This is a genomic window from Agrobacterium rosae (genome assembly GCF_002915175.1).
In the GTDB taxonomy this organism is placed as follows: domain Bacteria; phylum Pseudomonadota; class Alphaproteobacteria; order Rhizobiales; family Rhizobiaceae; genus Agrobacterium; species Agrobacterium rosae.
The window spans coordinates 276,236-295,142 of the sequence record NZ_NXEJ01000002.1 but is presented as its reverse complement, the minus strand read 5'-3'; the positions used below and the strand labels follow the sequence as shown (position 1 = coordinate 295,142).

The window sequence follows — 18,907 nt, the reverse complement described above, 5'->3', positions numbered from 1 at the left end:
GACAGTGTGCCAAAACGCCGCAGTTCAGGAACAGTTTTTTTGATCCTTGGATCAATTCGCCGCGACTGCTCTGGCAAATCGTGCGGTAAAACTTACATCTTGACCAACATATGAAATCAACGCGTCAGGAGCGTCCGATGATCCCTTTTTCCATCCTCGATCTCTCCCCCATCGGTGAGGGTGAGACCGTGAGCAAGGCGCTCGAGAATTCGCGCCGGATGGCCATCAAGGCCGAAGAAAATGGTTATGAGCGCATCTGGCTTGCCGAACACCACGGCATGCCAGGCATCGCCAGCGCTGCAACCGCTCTCGTCATTGCCCATGTTGGTGCTGCCACAAAGCGCATTCGCGTCGGCTCCGGCGGCATCATGCTGCCCAATCATTCGCCGCTGGTCATTGCGGAACAGTTCGGTACTCTGGCAGCGTTGTTGCCGGGTCGTGTCGACCTGGGTCTTGGACGTGCGCCGGGAACGGACATGCGCACAGCGCGTGCGTTGCGGCGCAATATGGATGCGGGGGCTGAAAGTTTCCCGCAGGATATTCTCGAGTTGCAACAGTATCTTGGTGAGCCGATTCAGGATCAGGCTATCCTGTCGGTGCCGGGCATCAATTCCAATGTGCCTATCTGGCTTCTCGGCTCGAGCGTCTACAGCGCGCATCTGGCGGCGGCTCTCGGACTGCCCTATTCCTTCGCATCCCATTTTGCGCCCGATATGCTGATGGATGCCATCGCCATCTACCGCGAGCGCTTCCAACCTTCCGCCACATTGGCAGAACCCTATGTCATGGTGGGCGTTATGGGCGTTGGCGCAGAAACCGATGAAGAGGCGCAACATCTCTTCACCTCGGCGCAACTGCAATTCGTCAACCTGCGGAAAAACATTCGCACCCAGTTCCCCAAACCTGTTGAAAGCATGGACAGCCACTGGAGCGATATGGAACGCATGACTGTCGACCATACACTCAGATACGCCGTGGTCGGTTCTCACGCCACGGTCGAACGAAAATTGGCAGAGTTTCTGTCGGACACCGGTGCGGATGAGCTGATCGTCTCCATGCCGGTCCATGACATCGAAAAACGCCTGCGCTCGGTCGAGGTGTTCGCAGAGGTTCGTGGCGGCTTGCGACTAGCCGCTTGATCGATACCTGAAACAGAAAAGCCCTCGCACATCGCTGCCGAGGGCTTTTTATCTTTGATCGGAACGACGATCAGGCCGAAAGTCTGGCCATGATTTCTTCGGATACTTCGAAGTTGGAATAGACGCTCTGGACGTCGTCGTCGTCTTCGAGATTGTCGATAAGCTTCATCAGCGATTGCGCCTTTTCTTCATCCACCGGCACCGTGTTCTGCGGCTTCCAGATGGACTTGACGCTGTCAGCTTCACCGAGAACAGCTTCCAAAGCCTTGGACACTTCGTTCATCGCTTCAAAACCGCAAATGATGATGTGGCCATCTTCGCTGCTTTCCACATCGTCGGCACCGGCTTCGATAGCGGCTTCCATGACGGTGTCGGCATCGCCAACGGCGGCCTTGTAGGTAATTTCGCCAACGCGATCGAAGGAGAAGGAAACCGAGCCGGTTTCGCCCAGCGCGCCACCAGCCTTGGTGAAGATCGAGCGAACGTTGGATGCCGTGCGGTTGCGGTTATCGGTCAGTGCTTCGACGATGACAGCCGTACCGCCGGGGCCATAGCCTTCGTAACGTACGTAATCGTAGTTCTCGGCATCCGCGCCCGAAGCCTTCTTGATGGCGCGGTCGATGTTGTCCTTCGGCATCGACTGCGCCTTGGCGTTCTGAACCGCCAGACGCAGCGCCGCGTTCATGCTCACATCCGGCAGGCCGGATTTGGCAGCGACGGTAATTTCGCGCGCGAGCTTGGAAAACATCTTCGAACGAATCGAATCCTGTTTTCCCTTGCGATGCATGATGTTCTTGAACTGTGAATGGCCAGCCATGGCACCCCTGATCGGATCGTTTGTTTGGATTGCGGTGCTTATAAGTGCGATGGCTCTGCTGTTCAAGCCCACGCGCCCACTCTTCTCTCAACGCTTTAGGGAACAGAAATGTACTCTCTTCGTTTTGGTAGTGAGCGCTGATGCGGGCAACCTGTCCCTATCATCGTAAAAGATAACGAGAAATATGAAGGAGCCAATTTCATGGTCAGTCTGAGTGAAGCACGCGAAGCACCCGCCCGTCAGTTGTGGGACGAAATTAATTCCGTGCATGCCGGCATGCTCGGCCTGGAAGGCCTCCACAGCAACATGCAGCCCATGGCTCCGCATGCGGATCCAAAGACAAATACCATCTGGTTCTTCACAAAGAAGGATGCGCACATCGTGCAGGCTCTGAAGTCGGGCGGCCGCGCGCATTTCTGCGTCGTGGGGAAGGACCATGATTACCATGCCTGCCTCTCCGGCAAGCTGGAAGTTCGCGAAGACAAGGCGAAGCTCGACGAATACTGGAACTCCGTGACCGCCGCCTGGTACGAACACGGCAAAAACGACCCGCAGTTGACAATGCTTGCTCTGCATGTGGACGATGCCGATATCTGGGCTTCCACGGACAGCACTTTGAAATTCGGCTGGGAAATTGCCAAGGCCAACCTTAGCGACGACAAAACGCCTGATATCGGCGTTCGCCAGCATCTGGCATTTGCATAAGACTCCTTATTTCCCGCCAATCGCCCTTTCACATGCCTTGTGGCACGAGAATTTGCGGTTGGCGGGGAAGACTTCGCATCGACACGCGAATAACAGGATCGTTCGCATAGGCGATCTTGAACTGAGCGCCGAACGTCACCAGAAATTGCTCCAGAGCGCTCGGCTGATGCATCGGCAGAATCAGTGCAGACCGCAGCCGTTTGACGATCCGGCTCATACTGTCCGCCCCCATCGTCAAACCCCCATCGACCGGTACCATCAGCACATCCAATCGACCGATTTCCGCATATTGCGTTTCCGTCAGCTCATAATGCAGGTGCCCAAGGTGGCCGATGCAAAGACCGGCGATTTCAAAGATGAAAATCGAATTGCCGTCTTTCTTCAACAACCCGCCCCCACCCCAGCGGTTGCGGATATCCGACGTGACATTGCGGACATAGACGTCCCCGACCTGCAATTTGTGGACGGCTTTGTCATCAGGCGCATCGCTCCAGCCATGCAGCACATATTTGATCGCCGGGTCCGGATGCAGCGTATAATGCGTCGAATGGGCGTTGTTCATGGTGACGATGGTGGGGGTAACGGGTGGCAGGTAAACGCCGTTATAATCCGTGGCGATGGTCACCCCTTCGGGAGAGGTGATCAGAAACGTCGAATGCCCGATATATTGGATTTTCACCTCTTCCTTGCCATTGGCCTGCGCCAATTGAACATTCGAAGCCTGAAAGCTTGCAAAAGTCGCGCCCGGCATAGTCTGGGCAATCGCCTGACACTGGCTGATGGGCGGGCGGTTTATGGAAGGACGGCTTGGCTGTTGCTGGGCCGATGCGCCAGTGGCCACCAAAAGCCCTGACAATGCGAAGATGAGCATGCGAAGCATCGGCACCACTCCCATAAACGAGATGAGTGCGGGCAGGATGCGGCAAGGGGTGAAGATCGTCCAGACGCAAGAGGTGGAGGCCGCTCACAATGTTGTTATTGGAGGTCGCGTCAGAGAGGTTGGCGGGTGTGGCTTACCCCCCTCTGTCCTGCCGGACATCTCCCCCTCAGGTGGGGAGATTAGCTGGGCGCACGACCTAGCTTCATCTCGACGCAAGAGATGGCCGAGAGGTAACCACGGGTCGATCTCCCCCCTTGAGGGGGAGATGGCCGGCAGGCCAGAGGGGGGTGAGCCACACCCGCTGCCATCTAAAATTAAAACTAATGAAATCCGATCAAACCCAAAACGCCGGAACCGTCTCCGCCAGCCGCGGCCCCAACCGCAGCGGAGCGATCTTCTCAGCAAGACCAGTACGGTCGGAAATCTCGACGCCGACGCCGCAGATGGTCGCCGGGCCGCTGGCAGCCTCGAAACGCCCCTTGGGCATTTTCGAGATGAAGCGGTTGATCGGCTCTTCCTTTTCCATACCAAGCGACGAGTCGTAATCGCCGCACATGCCGGCGTCCGACATATAGGCCGTGCCGCCATTCAGGATTTGCGCATCCGCCGTCGGTACATGCGTATGGGTGCCCACGACGAAGCTGGCGCGTCCGTCGACAAAGTGGCCGAAACACTGCTTTTCACTGGTCGCCTCGGCGTGAAAATCGAAGACGATGGCATCCGCCTGTTCCCCAAGCGGGCATGCGCCAAGAATGGCTTCCGCCGCGCTGAAGGGATCGTCCAGCTCGGGATGCATGAAGACCCGACCCATGATGTTGGCAACGAGGATGCGCGCGCCATTGCGAGCGTAAAACAGACCGGAGCCCTTGCCTGGTGTTCCCTTGGGATAATTGGCTGGACGCAGGAACTGGTCGTGGCGCTCGCAGAAGGAGACGGCCTCCTTCTGGTCCCAGACGTGGTTGCCGGTCGTCACCACATCGGCTCCGGCATTGATCGTTTCGAGATAAATCTCTTCAGTGATCCCGAAACCACCCGCGGCGTTTTCGCCATTCACGACAACGAAATCCAGCTTGAGATCGGAGATCAGCCCCGGAAGACGCTCCCACACCGCCGTGCGTCCCGTCTTGCCAACCATATCCCCGAGAAAAAGCAATCTCATTGCGCCGTCCTGTTATTGAAATATCGTAGACCGCTCTCGGTCAGAACGGCGTTCAGCGCCACATCATGCGCTTGCGCGGGCACTGATGGCACTTCCTGGCAGTCGAATGCAATGCCGATGAGAGCAGGATTCAGTCCTTTTGCATGCAGCCTGGCAATTGCGCGGTCATAATGTCCTGCCCCATAACCGATCCGCTGGCCATTTGCGTCGAATGCAGAGAGCGGGACAAGCAAAATATCGGGATCCAGCACGGCAGCGCTTTCGTCAGGCCCGGTTGTGCCAAAGCCCGATTTGACCAGTTCGGTACCCTTGGCAAATTCCCTGAATATGATGGTTTCACGGTCGAGCATGACTGGCAGACATATCCGCGCCGCCTTGTCCCGCAACGCCTCCATTAACGGGCGCAGATCAACCTCGGAACGGATCGACATGAAACCCGAAACGATGGTTCCGGCAGCAAAGCTCAAACCGTGTGCGCCATGCGCCGTAATGCTTTGGCTTTTCGATTGGCGCTCTTCAACGGAAAGAGCGTCCCGCAAGGCGAGACGCTCCACACGTATCTGGGCTTTAGTGAGAGGGCCCGATGTCATCAGGCCGCCCGGCTGACCAGCACCTTGTCTATCCGGTGCCCATCAAGGTCGATCACTTCGAAGCGCCAGCCATCGCGGGTAATATGCTCACCCAGTTCCGGCAAACGCCTGAATTCATCGAGAACCAGACCGGCAACCGTCTCGAACTCGGCATCGTCGGCAATCTGAAAGCCCATGCGGTCGGCAAATTCGTCGGCCGGCATCCAGCCTGCAACGAGGAAACTTCCGTCTTCGCGCTCGACCATCGCGGGCTCTTCGCCGTCATCTTCCTGGAATGCGCCTGTGATGGCCTCCAGAACGTCGCCGGAGCTGACGATACCTTCGAAGTGGCCGTACTCGTCATAAACGAGAACCATATGCACGGTCGAACGGCGCAGCGACTGGATGACGTCGACGGCACTTGTCAGGTCCGATACGACAGGCACTTCGCGAAGCAGCTCTCGAACATTCAGTTCCTTGCCGGAGGCGAGCGCATCGAACGCATCCTTGGCAAAGAGAACGCCAAGTATCTCGTCGGAAGCACCGTTTCTGACCGGCAGGCGTGAGCGCTGCGTTTCACGCAACTGCACCCGGATTTCTTCAGCCGTATCTTCGATATCGACCACTTCCACGTCACGGCGTGGCGTCATCAGGCCGCGCGCATTGCGGTCTGCCAGACGCATGACGCTGGTGATCATGGCGGATTCTTCGCTCTCGATGACACCAGCGCTATGCGCTTCGGCCAAAACGGTGCGAATTTCATCGTCAGTTACGGAATTGTTGGATTCACCACTATGGCCAAGAAGCGCAAGGATGAGCTTGCCGGACTTGTCCAGCAGCCACACCACCGGCGCACCGATCCTCGACAGCATCACCATGGCAGGAGATACCTTCACGGCAACCTTTTCAGGATCGCGCAGAGCAATCTGCTTTGGCACCAGCTCGCCGACGATCAGCGAAAGATAGGTAATGGCGACAACCACCACACCGACGCCGATCGCATCGGCAGCGCGATCCGGAACACCCTGCTCCAGCAGCCATCCGGTGAAACGGGCACCGAGTGTCGCACCAGAGAAAGCGCCTGAGAGCACGCCGACCAGCGTAATGCCGATCTGCACGGTGGAGAGAAAGCGTCCGGGATTTTCGGAAAGGGTGAGTGCCATGGTGGCACCTCTGCTGCCTTGCGCGGCCAGCACTTTTAACCTCGCCGGTCTGGAGGAGACAACGGCAAGCTCGGACATGGCAAGCACACCGTTGAGTACGGTAAGCAGAACCACAATCATAATTTCAGTAAACAAGTTTAGCTCTTTTTGGGCTGTTGAACGGCATGTCGCGGCTGCAACCACAATCGCTATAGTTGAGAGCGGGAGCGGACATACCAATGCTGATAATAAGGAATAGTTCCGTCAATGCAATGACCGGCGGATCAAAAAGTCAATTCATACAGCCAGACCGGGTAGCGTCTGAGCTTACTGCCAGAAGGCGTGCACATGGATATGGCCAAAGCAACTACCCGGCTTGTTCAACAGGAAGCAAGCCTTGAAACTGCGACGCTAAGCCAAACGATCCAAAAAGAGAAAAGGTGCGATCCGCGGCGACCGATGGAGTTTTACGATCCTGGGTGCCTACAAACGTAGGTGGGCGCCATATGTCCAAGCCCACGGGCCTGGCCAGGGACAGCTCCCTTTGGATCGAGTATGGCCCCAGGGATTGAGTTTCCTGTCGAGAAGCGCAGAACGCAGTTCATATATAGGATGGTTCGGCCAAATGCGGAAGGGGTCGAAAGTCAGAATATGACAGATTGTTCGGCAGGCTCCCGCCACGCACAAACAAGCATTTGGACACCGACTTTTACGACGTGTCTGTCTTAATTGACTGTTGGCTTGGGCCGGGCCACCAGCTTTTCCGTAATGCCATTCAAGCGCGTCGAAAGGTCGGAGATGGCGCTGACCAGCATTTCCTCGGTATTTGCCCTGCTTTCCGCCATTCCATCGCGATTGCTTTGCAATGTCTCAACCTGACCCTCTAGCGATTCGATCTTGCGTCTCAGCTCCGACATTTCGTCGGTTATCATGATGCCAGCCATGACGGTTAGCCGCAGATCACCGATTTCGCCGAACTGGCTTTTCAGATGGCCGACATATTGATCGAACTGGCTGGCGAGATCGGTCAGGTGATCCTCCTGCCCTGCCTCGCAGGCCATGCGGTACGCCTTGCCGTCAATCATCACGGTGACTTGAGCCATCGTTTAAGTCCTTATCGGTCCAGCACTGCGCGGATTGTTTCCATGGCTGTCACGAGGCGGCGTGAGACCTCGCGGTTGACTTCCTCGAGACGGTTGGCGCGGAATTGCGATTGGTCCAGCTCCTGTGCAAGACGGGCACGGTCCACATGCACGCGCTTCACTTCGCTCTCGACCTCGCCGTTCTCACGCTGCCGCTCGATACGCATATCGATTGCGTTTTCGAGACCGTTGATCGCGGAGCCTAGCTCCGACAACGCGACATGTATGGTTTTTTCCGCCGTCATCGTTTCTTCCAAGCCGCAAGCAACAAGCCGAATCGTTATTGCCTGGTCTAAATCAGGGCGCTTATACGATATGACTCGATTAACCGTCACGTCAATCAATCCAATACATTCAAGCACTTTGCGCTGTGGATGAATGCAGCACCAGAAGGCCCAGAAGATGGCGGCGGCCTAAATATTGCCAGAATACGAAACGATTTTTGTTCAGGATCGAACTGCAAACCGCCCCGGTTTTATTGACTCGCCCGCCCTACCTGCTATGGATCAACCCGCTTTTTGGATAGTTATAATGACTATCTCCTATCACCCGGAACAGACGGAAAAGCTATGATTTCTCGCGACAAACACGACCGGATGGCCAATGCAATCCGCTTTCTTGCCATGGATGCTGTGGAGAAGGCCAATTCTGGCCACCCCGGTCTGCCAATGGGCGCAGCGGATGTCGCCACGGTTCTCTTCACGCGCTATCTGAAGTTCGATCCGAAGGCCTGGCAGTGGCCGGACCGCGATCGCTTCGTTCTGTCTGCCGGTCACGGCTCCATGCTGCTCTACTCGCTCCTCTACCTCACAGGCTACGAGGATATGACGATCGACGAGATCAAGCGTTTCCGCCAGCTGGGCTCCAAGACCGCCGGCCACCCGGAATATCACCACGCGACAGGCATCGAAACCACCACGGGTCCGCTTGGCCAGGGCATTGCCAACGCCGTCGGCATGGCCATTGCCGAACGCAAGCTGGAAGAAGAATTCGGCTCCGATCTTCAGAGCCACTTTACCTATGTACTGTGCGGCGATGGCTGCCTGATGGAAGGCATCAGCCACGAGGCGATTGCGCTCGCAGGCCACCTGAAGCTCAACAAGCTCGTCCTGTTCTGGGATAACAACAACATCACCATCGATGGCGAAGTCGGCCTTTCCGATTCGACAGACCAGATTGCGCGCTTCAAGGCCGTTCACTGGAACACCATCGAAATCGACGGTCACGACCCGGAAGCGATTGCCAACGCCATCGAAGCCGCTCACACGTCGGACCGCCCAACCTTCATCGCCTGCAAGACCGTTATCGGTTTTGGCGCGCCGAACAAGCAGGGCACGCACAAGGTGCACGGCAACCCGCTGGGTGCCGAGGAAATCGCCGCAGCCCGCAAGAGCCTGAACTGGGAAGCCGAACCATTCGTCATCCCCGAGGACGTACTGGACGCCTGGCGTCTGGCCGGTCTGCGCGCTACCAAGACCCGTCAGGAATGGGAAGCGCGCCTCGAAGCGACCGATGGCGACAAGAAGGCCGAGTTCAAGCGCCGCTTTGCTGGCGATCTGACCGGCAACTTCGACAGCTCCATCGACGCCTTCAAGAAGAAGGTCGCCGCGAACAACCCGACTGTCGCGACCCGCAAGGCATCCGAAGATGCGCTCGAAGTCATAAATGGCATTCTGGCGGAAACGATTGGTGGCTCTGCCGACCTGACGCCATCCAACAACACCAAGACCAGCCAGATGAAGTCGATCACACCGACCGATTTCTCGGGCCGTTACCTGCATTACGGCATTCGCGAACACGGCATGGCAGCAGCCATGAACGGCATCGCCCTACATGGCGGTCTCATTCCCTACGCTGGTGGCTTCCTGATCTTCTCGGACTATTGCCGTCCATCGATCCGCCTTGCCGCACTCATGGGCATCCGCGTCGTCCACGTGCTGACGCATGACTCGATTGGCGTTGGCGAAGACGGCCCGACTCACCAGCCTGTGGAGCAGATCGCAGCGCTGCGCGCCATTCCAAACCTTCTGGTCTTCCGCCCTGCGGATGAAACGGAAACGGCGGAAGCCTGGCAGTTTGCCCTGCATCAGAAAAACCGTCCGTCTGCGCTGGCGCTGACCCGCCAGAACCTTGCACCGGCCCGCAAGGATTATGAGGAAAAGAACCTCGTATCTTACGGCGCATACGAGCTGGTTTCGGCAAGCGACGCCAAGGTATCGATCTTCGCCTCCGGTTCGGAAGTCGAGATTGCGCTGAAGGCTGCCGCTGACCTGAAGGTCAAGGGTATCTCAACCCGCGTCGTTTCCGTCCCTTGCTTCGAACTCTTCAAGGAACAGCCGGAAACCTATCGCAAGGCCATCATCGGCAATTCGCCGGTCAAGGTCGGTGTCGAAGCTGCCATTCGTCAGGGCTGGGATTATTTCATCGGTAATGACGGCGCGTTCATCGGCATGAATTCCTTCGGTGCATCCGCGCCTGCGAAGGACCTGTACAAGCATTTCGGCATCACCGCAGAAGCCGTGGTCGCTGCCGCAGAAGAAAAGTTGGGCTGACGGCTAACGCCGTCACCATTCCATACAAAAACGAAAATATTGATCGGGAGTATGTATATGACTGTAAAAGTTGCCATCAATGGTTTTGGCCGCATCGGCCGCAACGTCCTTCGCGCCATCGTGGAATCCGGCCGCACGGACATCGAAGTCGTTGCCATCAACGACCTCGGCCCCGTTGAAACCAATGCGCACCTGCTGCGCTATGACAGCATCCATGGCCGGTTCCCGGCAGACGTGAAGGTCGAAGGCGACACCATCATCGTTGGTGGCGGCAAGCCGATCAAGGTGACGGCGGTTCGCGACCCTGCACAGTTGCCGCACGCGGAACTTGGCGTCGACATCGCTCTGGAATGCACCGGCATCTTCGTCGCCCGTGACAAGGCCGCCGCCCACCTGACCGCCGGCGCAAAGCGCGTCATCATCTCGGCACCGGCCGAAGGTGCTGATCTGACGGTCGTTTTCGGTGTGAACCATGACCAGCTGACGAAGGACCACCTCGTCATCTCCAACGCGTCCTGCACCACCAACTGCCTGGTGCCGGTCGTCAAGGTTCTGGATGATGCGGTCGGCATCGACCACGGCTTCATGACCACGATCCACTCCTACACGGGCGACCAGCCGACGCTGGACACCATGCACAAGGACCTGTACCGCGCCCGCGCCGCAGCCCTTTCCATGATCCCGACGTCGACAGGTGCCGCAAAGGCCGTTGGCCTCGTGCTGCCGCACCTCAAGGGCAAGCTGGACGGCACATCGATCCGCGTTCCAACGCCAAACGTCTCGGTCGTCGACTTCAAGTTCGTGGCCAAGAAGGCAACGACGGTCGAAGAAATCAACGAAGCCATCAAGTCTGCCTCCAACGGCAAGCTGAAGGGCATCCTTGGCTACACCGACGAGCCGCTGGTATCCCGTGACTTCAACCACGACAGCCACTCCTCCATCTTCGCGACGGACCAGACCAAGGTCATGGGAGGCAACTTCGTGCGTATCCTCACCTGGTACGACAACGAATGGGGCTTCTCCAACCGCATGTCCGACACGGCAGTGGCACTGTTCAAAACGTTCTGATTTTTGTCAGATAGTGAATAAGCAAAACCCGGCTGGAGTGATCCCGCCGGGTTTTGTGTTTTCGCACTATCTATCGCTCAAAATCTGCATGATCCGCTCGCTGGAGCAGCGCTACTGGCGTGTATCGGATAAGTTTAACTGCTGCCCATTATGTCCCACCCGCAGAATAATCACGCTTTCGTCTTCTATAATGAAGGCAACACTGATGGTGCGTTCAAAACCGACCACCCTCAAACCCGGCCGGATATCATTGCGCAAGCTGCCCCGTTCCGGAAAAACATCGAACGAAGACAGATAGGATGTCACGCGATCGAGATATTGTCTTGCCACCGCCGGTGACTGGGAAGCGACGCGAACATATTGGTAGATATCAACGAGGTCGGTCTCGGCTTCAGGCGACAATCTGACGTCGTAGCGTTTCATCACTTGCCGTTATCAAGCTCATTAAAACGACGGTTCAACTGCAAAAGTGCCTTACCTATGGGCACGGCCCTTTCAGGGTTTGACTTGTGCGCATCATAGGCAGCGGCAACGTCTTCTTTCAGCCACCGCTCAACGGCCAAATCCCGCGCAGCCAGTGTGCGCAATCCATCGCGAATAACTTCGCTTTCCGTCGCATATTCCCCAGAGGCAACCTTGGCCTTCACCATCTCCGCCATATCAAGGGGCAGGGTCACACTGAGTGATTTCGTCGTCCGCATCGCAGTACCCTTCCGTATCCAAATCCAAACTACCATGTGACACGATTAAATCCTACACTTTGGTAGGAGGAGAAATGCTCTTCTCCTTTCTATTCCGTTCTTTTCCCACGTCTCGCCTTGCTCTGGTCCATTTTGGCCCGGAAAAATTCATTGAGGGATTCGGTCGCACATACAGCGCATCGTGCCCTGCCGTATCATTCGATACACCTCGCCTTGCCCTGCCCGCTGCGCAAAAAACACTGCGCCGTGGCCGTCCAAAACGTGGCGCATTGACTGCTGACGTGCAGGAGCATGCATGGCGCGCGGCCTTCATGTAAAGGACGTTGGCGTGGAATCATTTTACATCTTGTTGCTGGTCGCCACCGTCCTCGTTCTCGTCGCTGCATTTTCCAGTCTGATTGCCTATCGTTTCGGCGCACCGCTTCTTTTGCTTTTCCTGGTCATCGGCCTTGCCGCTGGCACGGATGGGCTGGGCATTCATTTCAGCAACAATCCACTGGCCTATATGCTGGGCTCGCTGGTGTTGGCCGTCATCCTGTTCGATTCCGGTTTCGGTACATCCATCCAATCGTTCAGGCTGTCTGCAGGGCCGTCCATCTCGCTGGCTACCGTCGGCGTGGTGCTGACTTCGGTTTTCTTTGCCGGTGCCGCTGCGCTGCTGCTTGGCTTTTCATGGCTTGAAGGCCTGTTGCTGGGCTCTATCGTTGCCTCAACCGATGCCGCCGCAGTGTTTTTCCTGCTGCGCATCGGCGGCATTCATATTCGCGATCAGGTGCGCTCCACTTTGGAAGTCGAATCCGGCACGAATGATCCCATGGCGATCTTCCTGACGATTGCCCTGGTGGAAGTGGTGGCAAAGGGACAAGGCTTTGCAGGATTCGACAGCAGCTTCATCCTGCTGTTCGTTCAGGAAATGGTGCTCGGCGTTATCTTCGGCGTGCTGGGCGGGTTGATGATCGTCAATGTCGTCAACCGCTTTCAGGTGGATCGCGGCCTCGTGCCGATCCTCGTGTTGGCTTTGGCGCTGCTGGTGTTTTCCTTCACCGGCGCGCTGCACGGCAGCGGCTTTTTGGCGGTTTATGTTGCGGGCATCGTCGCGGGAAACCGCAAGATTTTCGCCAAGGGTGCCATTCGCCGGTTTCATGAAGGCATGACGTGGCTGGCGCAGATCATCATGTTCCTGATGCTCGGTCTTCTCGCCACGCCATCACAGTTCCCGGCCATTCTCATTCCGGCAGTGCTGTTGGCACTGTTCCTCATCTTCATTGCCAGACCGCTTGCCGTGTGGCTCAGCCTCATGCCGTTCAACTATACCCAGCAGGAAACGACCTTCGTCGCATGGGTCGGCTTGCGTGGCGCAGTCTCCATACTCCTGGCAATTCTCCCAGCCCTCGGTGGGTTGGAGGGTGCCGAAACCTATTTCAATGCAGCCTTCATCATCGTGCTGGTTTCTCTGCTGCTGCAAGGCTGGACGATCAAGCCCGTCGCCACCCGTCTCGGCCTCATCGTGCCGCCGCGCATGGGCGATGTCGACAAGCTGGAGGTGGACTTGCCCGGCACCGCCAACCACGAGCTGATTTCCTATCGCGTCGCCCATGGCAGCGCCATTTTGCAGGGCGGGCGCATTCCGCGCTGGGCCATGCCGTCGCTGGTGGTCCGGGATGGAAAATCCATTCGCTACCAATATGCAGGCCGCCTGCGGGAAAACGATCTGGTCTATCTGTTCGTTATGCCCAGCTATACCCGCCTGCTGGACCGGCTGTTTGCCAGCGCCAAGCCTGTGACAAAGGACGACGAGGACATTTTCGGGACCTTCGCCATTTCTCCTCAGCGTCCCGCCAAAGAACTGGATGCTTCCTATGGTCCCGGTCTGCTGTCCACACAGGAACTGACGCTGACCATTGCCGAACTCATCGAAAGCCGCCTCGGCGGCAAGCCGGAATATGCGGATCGCGTCCGGTTGGGTTCGCTAATTCTGATCGTGCGTGATCTTGATGAAAACGACGCGGTCTCCAGTGTCGGCATCTCTCTCGAACCTGTCGAACCGGCCACCGCCTTGCCCGTCTTCATCAATCTCAAGGAAATCGTTCAGCGCACCCGCACCCATTTTGCACAGAAACGAACAGCCCGGTCAGCAAACGTCTCCGGTAACGACATACCAGCCGCGACTGACGAGGTCGGCACTGGAGAAAATGATCGTTAAGCGCCTTGCGCCGACAGTCCAGCATAGTATGTTCGCCACCAAACCCATTCCATTCAACGACATCAGGATCGACATATGCCCGCCTTCAAGACCCTCGATCACCTCACCGACATCGCTGGAAAGCGCGTTCTCGTGCGCGTCGACCTCAACGTGCCGGTTGCTGACGGCAAGGTCACGGACAAGACTCGTATCGAGCGCGTTGCGCCAACGATCCTCGAATTGTCTGAAAAAGGCGCGAAGGTTATTCTCCTTGCCCATTTCGGCCGCCCCAAGGGTGCGCCGGTTGCGGATATGTCGCTGTCTCTCATCACCTCTGCCGTGGAAGAGGTTCTCGGTCACACAGTGCATTTCTCGTCCGAAGCCATCGGTGAAAAGTCGGCAGATGCTGTGGCAGCCATGAAGAATGGCGATATTCTGCTTCTGGAAAACACCCGCTTCCATAAGGGCGAAGAGACGAACGACGCCACTTTCGCTCAGGATCTGGCAAAGAATGGCGACATCTACATCAATGATGCCTTCTCCGCTGCGCACCGCGCCCACGCCTCCACAGAAGGCCTTGCCCGCCATCTACCAGCCTATGCTGGCCGCACCATGCAGGCAGAGCTTGAGGCCCTGGAAAAAGGCCTCGGCGCACCCGCACGTCCTGTCGTTGCCATCGTCGGTGGCGCAAAGGTCTCGAGCAAGATCGACCTGCTGATGAACCTCGTCAAAAAGGTCGATGCGCTGGTTATCGGTGGTGGCATGGCTAACACCTTCCTTGCGGCACGCGGCACCAATGTCGGCAAGTCGCTGTGCGAGCATGATCTGGCCGAAACCGCCAAGCAGATCATGATCGAAGCCGCCACTGCTGGCTGCGCCATCGTGCTGCCGGAAGACGGCGTTGTCGCCCGCGAATTCAAGGCAAACGCGGAAAACGAAGTCGTAGACATCAACGCCATCCCCGAAGATGCCATGGTTCTGGATGTTGGTCCGAAGTCTGTTGAAGTCATCAAGGGCTGGATTTCGCGCGCAGAAACACTGGTGTGGAACGGCCCGCTCGGTGCCTTCGAAATCGCACCCTTCGACAAGGCAACGGTTGCCGCTGCCCAGCATGCGGCGGAATGCACCAAGGCCGGCAAACTCGTCTCCGTCGCCGGCGGTGGCGACACCGTCGCTGCGTTGAACCATGCCGGCGTAACCGATGACTTTACCTACATTTCCACCGCTGGCGGTGCATTCCTGGAGTGGATGGAAGGCAAGGTTCTTCCGGGTGTGGCGATCTTGCATGAGCACAAGTAACGGTAGATAAACTCGGCCCACCTCATCGGCCTTCTAACATTCGACGTCATCCTCGGGCTTGACCCGAGGATTCAACCACGTCACCCAAGTTGCAACGCAGCAGATGCTCGGGACAAGCCCGAGCACGACGGGGTTAAGGTTTGCGCTCTCCGTCTGAGTCGAATAAGCACACCCGCCTCTCCACATTTAAAAATTTTTAAAGATTTTCTAAAGTTTCAAACGATTGAAATGATTTCAATCGTTTCAATGCTTTAGCGTGCCATTTTCCTGCCTTGGAACTTCTGCTAACCCAAAATCATTGTGCCAAGGGAGATTGAAAAATGACAGAACGTCTTGAAGATATCGCAGTGAAAATGGTTGCCAATGGCAAGGGTCTGCTGGCAGCGGACGAATCCACCGGCACGATCAAGAAGCGGTTTGACAGCATCAACCTGGAATCGACAGAAACCAGCCGCCGTGATTATCGCGAAATGCTGTTCCGCACAGACGAAGCGATGACGAAGTGCATCTCCGGCGTCATTCTCTACGAAGAAACGCTGTTCCAGAAAGCCGCTGATGGCACGCCCTTCGTCGACATTATCAAAGCTGCGGGCAGCCTCCCCGGTATCAAGGTCGACACGGGTGCCAAGCCACAGGCCTTCTTTCCCGGTGAAACCGTGACCGAAGGTCTCGATGGTCTCGCTGACCGTCTGAAAAAATATTACGATGCCGGTGCACGTTTCGCAAAGTGGCGCGGCGTCATCAATATCGGTGATGGCCTGCCCACATGGGGCTCCATCAAGGCGGACTCGCAAGCCCTCGCCCGTTATGCTGCTCTTTGCCAGCAGGCAGGCATCGTGCCGATCGTTGAGCCGGAAGTGCTGATGGATGGCGAACCAGGCACCCACAGCATCGATCGCTGTGCCGAAGTCACCGAATGGGTTCTGCGCACGGTCTTTACCGATCTCTACGACGCCCGCGTCAACCTCGAAGGCATGATCCTCAAGCCGAACATGGTCATCGACGGCAAGAATGCCCGCAAGGCATCGGTCGATGAAGTGGCCGAGAAGACGGTCAAGGTTCTGAAGGCAACGGTTCCATCCGCTGTTCCCGGCATCGCCTTCCTCTCCGGCGGCCAGTCCTCCGAGGAAGCCACCGCGCATCTCTCCGCCATGAACGCCGGTTACGACCTGCCTTGGGCGCTGACCTTCTCCTACGGTCGCGCACTTCAGGATACCGCGCTCAAAGCCTGGGGCGGCAAGCCAGAAAACGTCGCCGCCGGCCAACGCGCCTTCCAGCACCGCGCAGAATTGAACTCGCTCGCAGCCCTTGGCAACTGGACGCAGGAAGACGAACAGGCTGCTTGAGCGTTAGCTTCACGCCGTCATTTTACAAACCGCTCGCAACTTGTTGCGGGCGGTTTTTCTTGTGAGGCAGAGGGTGGGCCAACCAAGGATGCTTCCAGGCTTTGCCCTTCGGCCAAAGCACCTTTCCTTCGACAGGCTCAGGATGATGCATCAGGGCGGAGAGTGCCACTTGACGAAATACGATCCGCCTCTTAGCACGGTTTTTAAGGCTGAGGCAAAAGGTACGACGGCAGCAACCCTCATCCTGAGGCGTCCCGCAGGGGCCTCGAAGGACGAGGGTTGCGGGTTTGGAGGCACAGTGCGTGGCCGGATGCTTCGAGGCTTTGCCCTTCGGTCAAAGCACCTCTCCTTCGACAGGCTCAGGATGATGCATGAGGGCGGAGTGCGGCCTCCGTTAAACTACGCGCTAAAAACTGCTCGCTAAGAAAGTCACAGCCCCTCACGGACGCAACAACAGCACCAGCGTCCACAGCACGAAAGCGCCGGCGGCGATTTTCCAGCAATCGCCGCGCTTGCGAAGGCCCGGCAGGCCGAGCGGGCGGATGATCTGGATGCACATTGCCAGAAGCAGAAAAAGCCCGATTGCCTTCGTCATCCAGAAACCTTTTGGCTTTATTGAAACAGCGTCACAGGCTGGACATTTTTAATGTTCACCAATGACAGGCAACCTATTCGCGCGTCGTCGACCCAGATCTACACCTTGAATCGCCTAGCATGAGAGTGGCTTATGAGCAGAAACCTTCTACCCGTATTCGCTCTTTTATCCAGCACCTTGTTTCTGTTTCTGGGCAATGGCCTGCAGGGACTGCTGCTTCCCGTGCGGGGATCGGCGGAAGGATATTCCAACGAAGTGCTGGGCTTTCTCGGCACGTCCTGGGCGGCAGGGTTCGTCATCGGCTGCTTCGTCGCACCGGCCATCGTCCGGCGCGCGGGCCATATCCGCGCATTCGGCAGTTTCGTTGCGCTCATTTGCCTGACCGTGCTTTTGACCGGTCTCTTCATCGATGATGTGGCCTGGGTCACGTTGCGTGCGCTGACCGGTTTTTGCACCGCTGGCACCTCGATGATCATCGAAAGCTGGCTGAACGAGCGCGCCACCAATGAAAGTCGGGGCGCTATTTTCTCGCTCTACATTGCCATCACGCTGTTCGGCGTCGTGGCCGGTCAGTTGGTCGTGCCGTTCGGTACTGTCAGTGGCACATCGCTGTTCATGGTCTGCGCCATTATCTATTGCGTCGCCATCATGCCCGCCATGCTGTCAAAAGCGGAAAGTCCGCAACCGCTGAAAAAGGTGAAGCTGGACTTGCCTGCCCTGTACAGAACGTCGCCGGTCTCTTTCGTCGGTATTTTGCTGATTGGTATCGCGAACGGCGCTTACGGCACGCTCGGCGCGGTTTTTGGCGCTCGCGCGGGTCTTGCTCCCACGACGATTGCCATCATGGTCAGCGTGACCATCTTCATCGGCGCATTGGCGCAATTTCCAGCCGGTAAGTTGTCCGACAGAATAGACCGTCGCTTTGTGCTGGCCGGTCTGTCCGGCGTGGCCGCCATTGCGGGCCTTGCCGTCACGCTCATACAACCAAGCCACATCTATGTGCTAATCAGCATGATCGCAGTTTATGGTGCCACCGCAAACGCGCTCTACCCCATCGCCGTGGCCCATGCCAACGACTATGCAGCCTCGGAGGATTTCGTCAAAGTTTCGGGCGGCCTGCTGCTGCTCTACGGCATTGGCACCATTATCGGCCCCACACTCGGCGGCCCGATCATGACGTCCTATGGCCCTTACGCCCTGTTTTCCGTTACCGCAGTGGCGCATCTTCTCATCACGGCCTATGCTATATTCCGGTCCAGACAACGTGCGACACTGCCGACAGCGGAGAAGGAAAACTTCTCCACGGCAGCGGCAGCACCAATGGCCACGCCTGAAAGCGTTTCGCTAGATCCTCGCGCACCGCAATATCCGCAGGACGAGGCCGAGCTGGAAAAGGGAGCCGGAATATGAGTGGTTTCGATGAAGAACTACCGACAAGGCCCGCAACGACTCACGTCGTGGGCGGTGATATTTCCCTGCTTTCCGTCGATGAGCTGACCGCGCGCATCGCCGTTCTGCACACGGAAATCGAAAGACTGGAAGCCGAGCTTGAGAAGAAGTCGGTTGGTCGCAAGGCTGCCGAAAGCCTTTTCCGGAGCTGAGACCACAAGG

Annotated in this window: 19 protein-coding genes and 1 other RNA gene; 9 read left to right on the top strand and 11 right to left on the bottom strand. The window is 57.2% G+C overall.

What is annotated here, in order from left to right; genetic code table 11:
- The first annotated feature begins 137 nt into the window (after positions 1-137).
- On the top strand, positions 138-1,139 hold the full coding sequence (locus tag CPJ18_RS04140; protein WP_103657356.1) for an LLM class flavin-dependent oxidoreductase: 1,002 nt from the start codon (positions 138-140) through the stop codon (positions 1,137-1,139).
- Between the two features lie 70 nt (positions 1,140-1,209).
- Here CPJ18_RS04140 and CPJ18_RS04135 read toward each other — a convergent pair whose 3' ends face one another.
- A complete protein-coding gene (locus CPJ18_RS04135) occupies positions 1,210-1,956 on the bottom strand; it encodes a YebC/PmpR family DNA-binding transcriptional regulator (protein ID WP_103657355.1) in 747 nt (248 codons plus the stop codon).
- A 201-nt stretch (positions 1,957-2,157) separates the two neighbouring features.
- Between CPJ18_RS04135 and CPJ18_RS04130 the strand changes: the two genes are divergently transcribed.
- Positions 2,158-2,661 (top strand): pyridoxamine 5'-phosphate oxidase family protein, encoded by a 504-nt coding sequence (locus CPJ18_RS04130; protein WP_103657142.1) that lies wholly within the window; start codon positions 2,158-2,160, stop codon positions 2,659-2,661.
- Positions 2,662-2,689: 28 nt separating this feature from the next.
- Here the strand turns inward: CPJ18_RS04130 and CPJ18_RS04125 are convergent, their stop codons facing one another.
- From CPJ18_RS04125 to CPJ18_RS04090, 7 genes are all read right to left on the bottom strand, one after another.
- Complete coding sequence (locus tag CPJ18_RS04125) at positions 2,690-3,541, bottom strand: MBL fold metallo-hydrolase (RefSeq protein ID WP_103657141.1); 852 nt, start codon at positions 3,539-3,541, stop codon at positions 2,690-2,692.
- A gap of 334 nt (positions 3,542-3,875) precedes the next feature.
- Entirely contained in the window at positions 3,876-4,700 is an 825-nt protein-coding gene (locus tag CPJ18_RS04115; RefSeq protein ID WP_103657140.1) for a TIGR00282 family metallophosphoesterase, read from the bottom strand.
- Positions 4,697-5,290: a 5-formyltetrahydrofolate cyclo-ligase gene (locus CPJ18_RS04110; RefSeq protein ID WP_103657139.1), complete on the bottom strand. Its 594-nt coding sequence runs from the start codon at positions 5,288-5,290 to the stop codon at positions 4,697-4,699. The genes CPJ18_RS04115 and CPJ18_RS04110 overlap by 4 nt, the downstream gene beginning before the upstream one ends.
- Positions 5,290-6,552, bottom strand: a complete 1,263-nt coding sequence (locus tag CPJ18_RS04105; RefSeq protein WP_077120279.1) for a hemolysin family protein — start codon at positions 6,550-6,552, stop codon at positions 5,290-5,292. The genes CPJ18_RS04110 and CPJ18_RS04105 overlap by 1 nt, the downstream gene beginning before the upstream one ends.
- A 299-nt stretch (positions 6,553-6,851) precedes the next feature.
- Positions 6,852-7,010, bottom strand: a non-coding RNA gene (gene ssrS, locus CPJ18_RS04100) — 6S RNA.
- Between the two features lie 126 nt (positions 7,011-7,136).
- Positions 7,137-7,514 (bottom strand): cell division protein ZapA, encoded by a 378-nt coding sequence (locus tag CPJ18_RS04095; protein ID WP_103657138.1) that lies wholly within the window; start codon positions 7,512-7,514, stop codon positions 7,137-7,139.
- Between the two features lie 11 nt (positions 7,515-7,525).
- A complete protein-coding gene (locus CPJ18_RS04090; RefSeq protein ID WP_077105966.1) occupies positions 7,526-7,798 on the bottom strand; it encodes a DUF4164 domain-containing protein in 273 nt (90 codons plus the stop codon).
- 324 nt (positions 7,799-8,122) lie between these two features.
- Here CPJ18_RS04090 and tkt point away from each other — a divergent pair, with 324 nt between their 5' ends.
- Together tkt and gap are read left to right on the top strand one after the other, a co-directional pair.
- Complete coding sequence (tkt, locus tag CPJ18_RS04085) at positions 8,123-10,105, top strand: transketolase (RefSeq protein ID WP_103657137.1); 1,983 nt, start codon at positions 8,123-8,125, stop codon at positions 10,103-10,105.
- Positions 10,106-10,162: 57 nt separating this feature from the next.
- A complete protein-coding gene (gene gap / locus CPJ18_RS04080; protein ID WP_103657353.1) occupies positions 10,163-11,173 on the top strand; it encodes a type I glyceraldehyde-3-phosphate dehydrogenase in 1,011 nt (336 codons plus the stop codon).
- 111 nt (positions 11,174-11,284) lie between these two features.
- Here the strand turns inward: gap and CPJ18_RS04075 are convergent, their stop codons facing one another.
- A complete protein-coding gene (locus CPJ18_RS04075; RefSeq protein ID WP_103657136.1) occupies positions 11,285-11,596 on the bottom strand; it encodes a type II toxin-antitoxin system RelE/ParE family toxin in 312 nt (103 codons plus the stop codon).
- Entirely contained in the window at positions 11,596-11,874 is a 279-nt protein-coding gene (locus CPJ18_RS04070; RefSeq protein WP_103657135.1) for a ribbon-helix-helix domain-containing protein, read from the bottom strand. Before CPJ18_RS04070 ends, CPJ18_RS04075 begins: the two co-directional genes overlap by 1 nt.
- Positions 11,875-12,169: 295 nt before the next feature.
- Here CPJ18_RS04070 and CPJ18_RS04060 point away from each other — a divergent pair, with 295 nt between their 5' ends.
- The 3 genes from CPJ18_RS04060 (at position 12,170) to CPJ18_RS04050 (ending at position 16,701) form a co-directional block, all read left to right on the top strand.
- Positions 12,170-14,077 (top strand): potassium/proton antiporter, encoded by a 1,908-nt coding sequence (locus CPJ18_RS04060; protein ID WP_153366698.1) that lies wholly within the window; start codon positions 12,170-12,172, stop codon positions 14,075-14,077.
- Positions 14,078-14,152: 75 nt separating this feature from the next.
- Positions 14,153-15,355 (top strand): phosphoglycerate kinase, encoded by a 1,203-nt coding sequence (locus tag CPJ18_RS04055; protein ID WP_103657133.1) that lies wholly within the window; start codon positions 14,153-14,155, stop codon positions 15,353-15,355.
- 320 nt (positions 15,356-15,675) lie between these two features.
- Positions 15,676-16,701, top strand: coding sequence for a class I fructose-bisphosphate aldolase (locus tag CPJ18_RS04050; RefSeq protein ID WP_103657132.1), 1,026 nt, complete (start codon positions 15,676-15,678; stop codon positions 16,699-16,701).
- Positions 16,702-17,140: 439 nt separating this feature from the next.
- Here the strand turns inward: CPJ18_RS04050 and CPJ18_RS26755 are convergent, their stop codons facing one another.
- A complete protein-coding gene (locus tag CPJ18_RS26755) occupies positions 17,141-17,296 on the bottom strand; it encodes a hypothetical protein (protein WP_167397826.1) in 156 nt (51 codons plus the stop codon).
- Positions 17,297-17,428: 132 nt separating this feature from the next.
- Here CPJ18_RS26755 and CPJ18_RS04040 point away from each other — a divergent pair, with 132 nt between their 5' ends.
- Positions 17,429-18,706: an MFS transporter gene (locus CPJ18_RS04040; RefSeq protein WP_103657130.1), complete on the top strand. Its 1,278-nt coding sequence runs from the start codon at positions 17,429-17,431 to the stop codon at positions 18,704-18,706.
- Positions 18,703-18,897, top strand: a complete 195-nt coding sequence (locus CPJ18_RS04035) for a DUF1192 domain-containing protein (protein ID WP_103586672.1) — start codon at positions 18,703-18,705, stop codon at positions 18,895-18,897. The genes CPJ18_RS04040 and CPJ18_RS04035 overlap by 4 nt, the downstream gene beginning before the upstream one ends.
- The last annotated feature ends 10 nt before the right edge of the window (positions 18,898-18,907 follow it).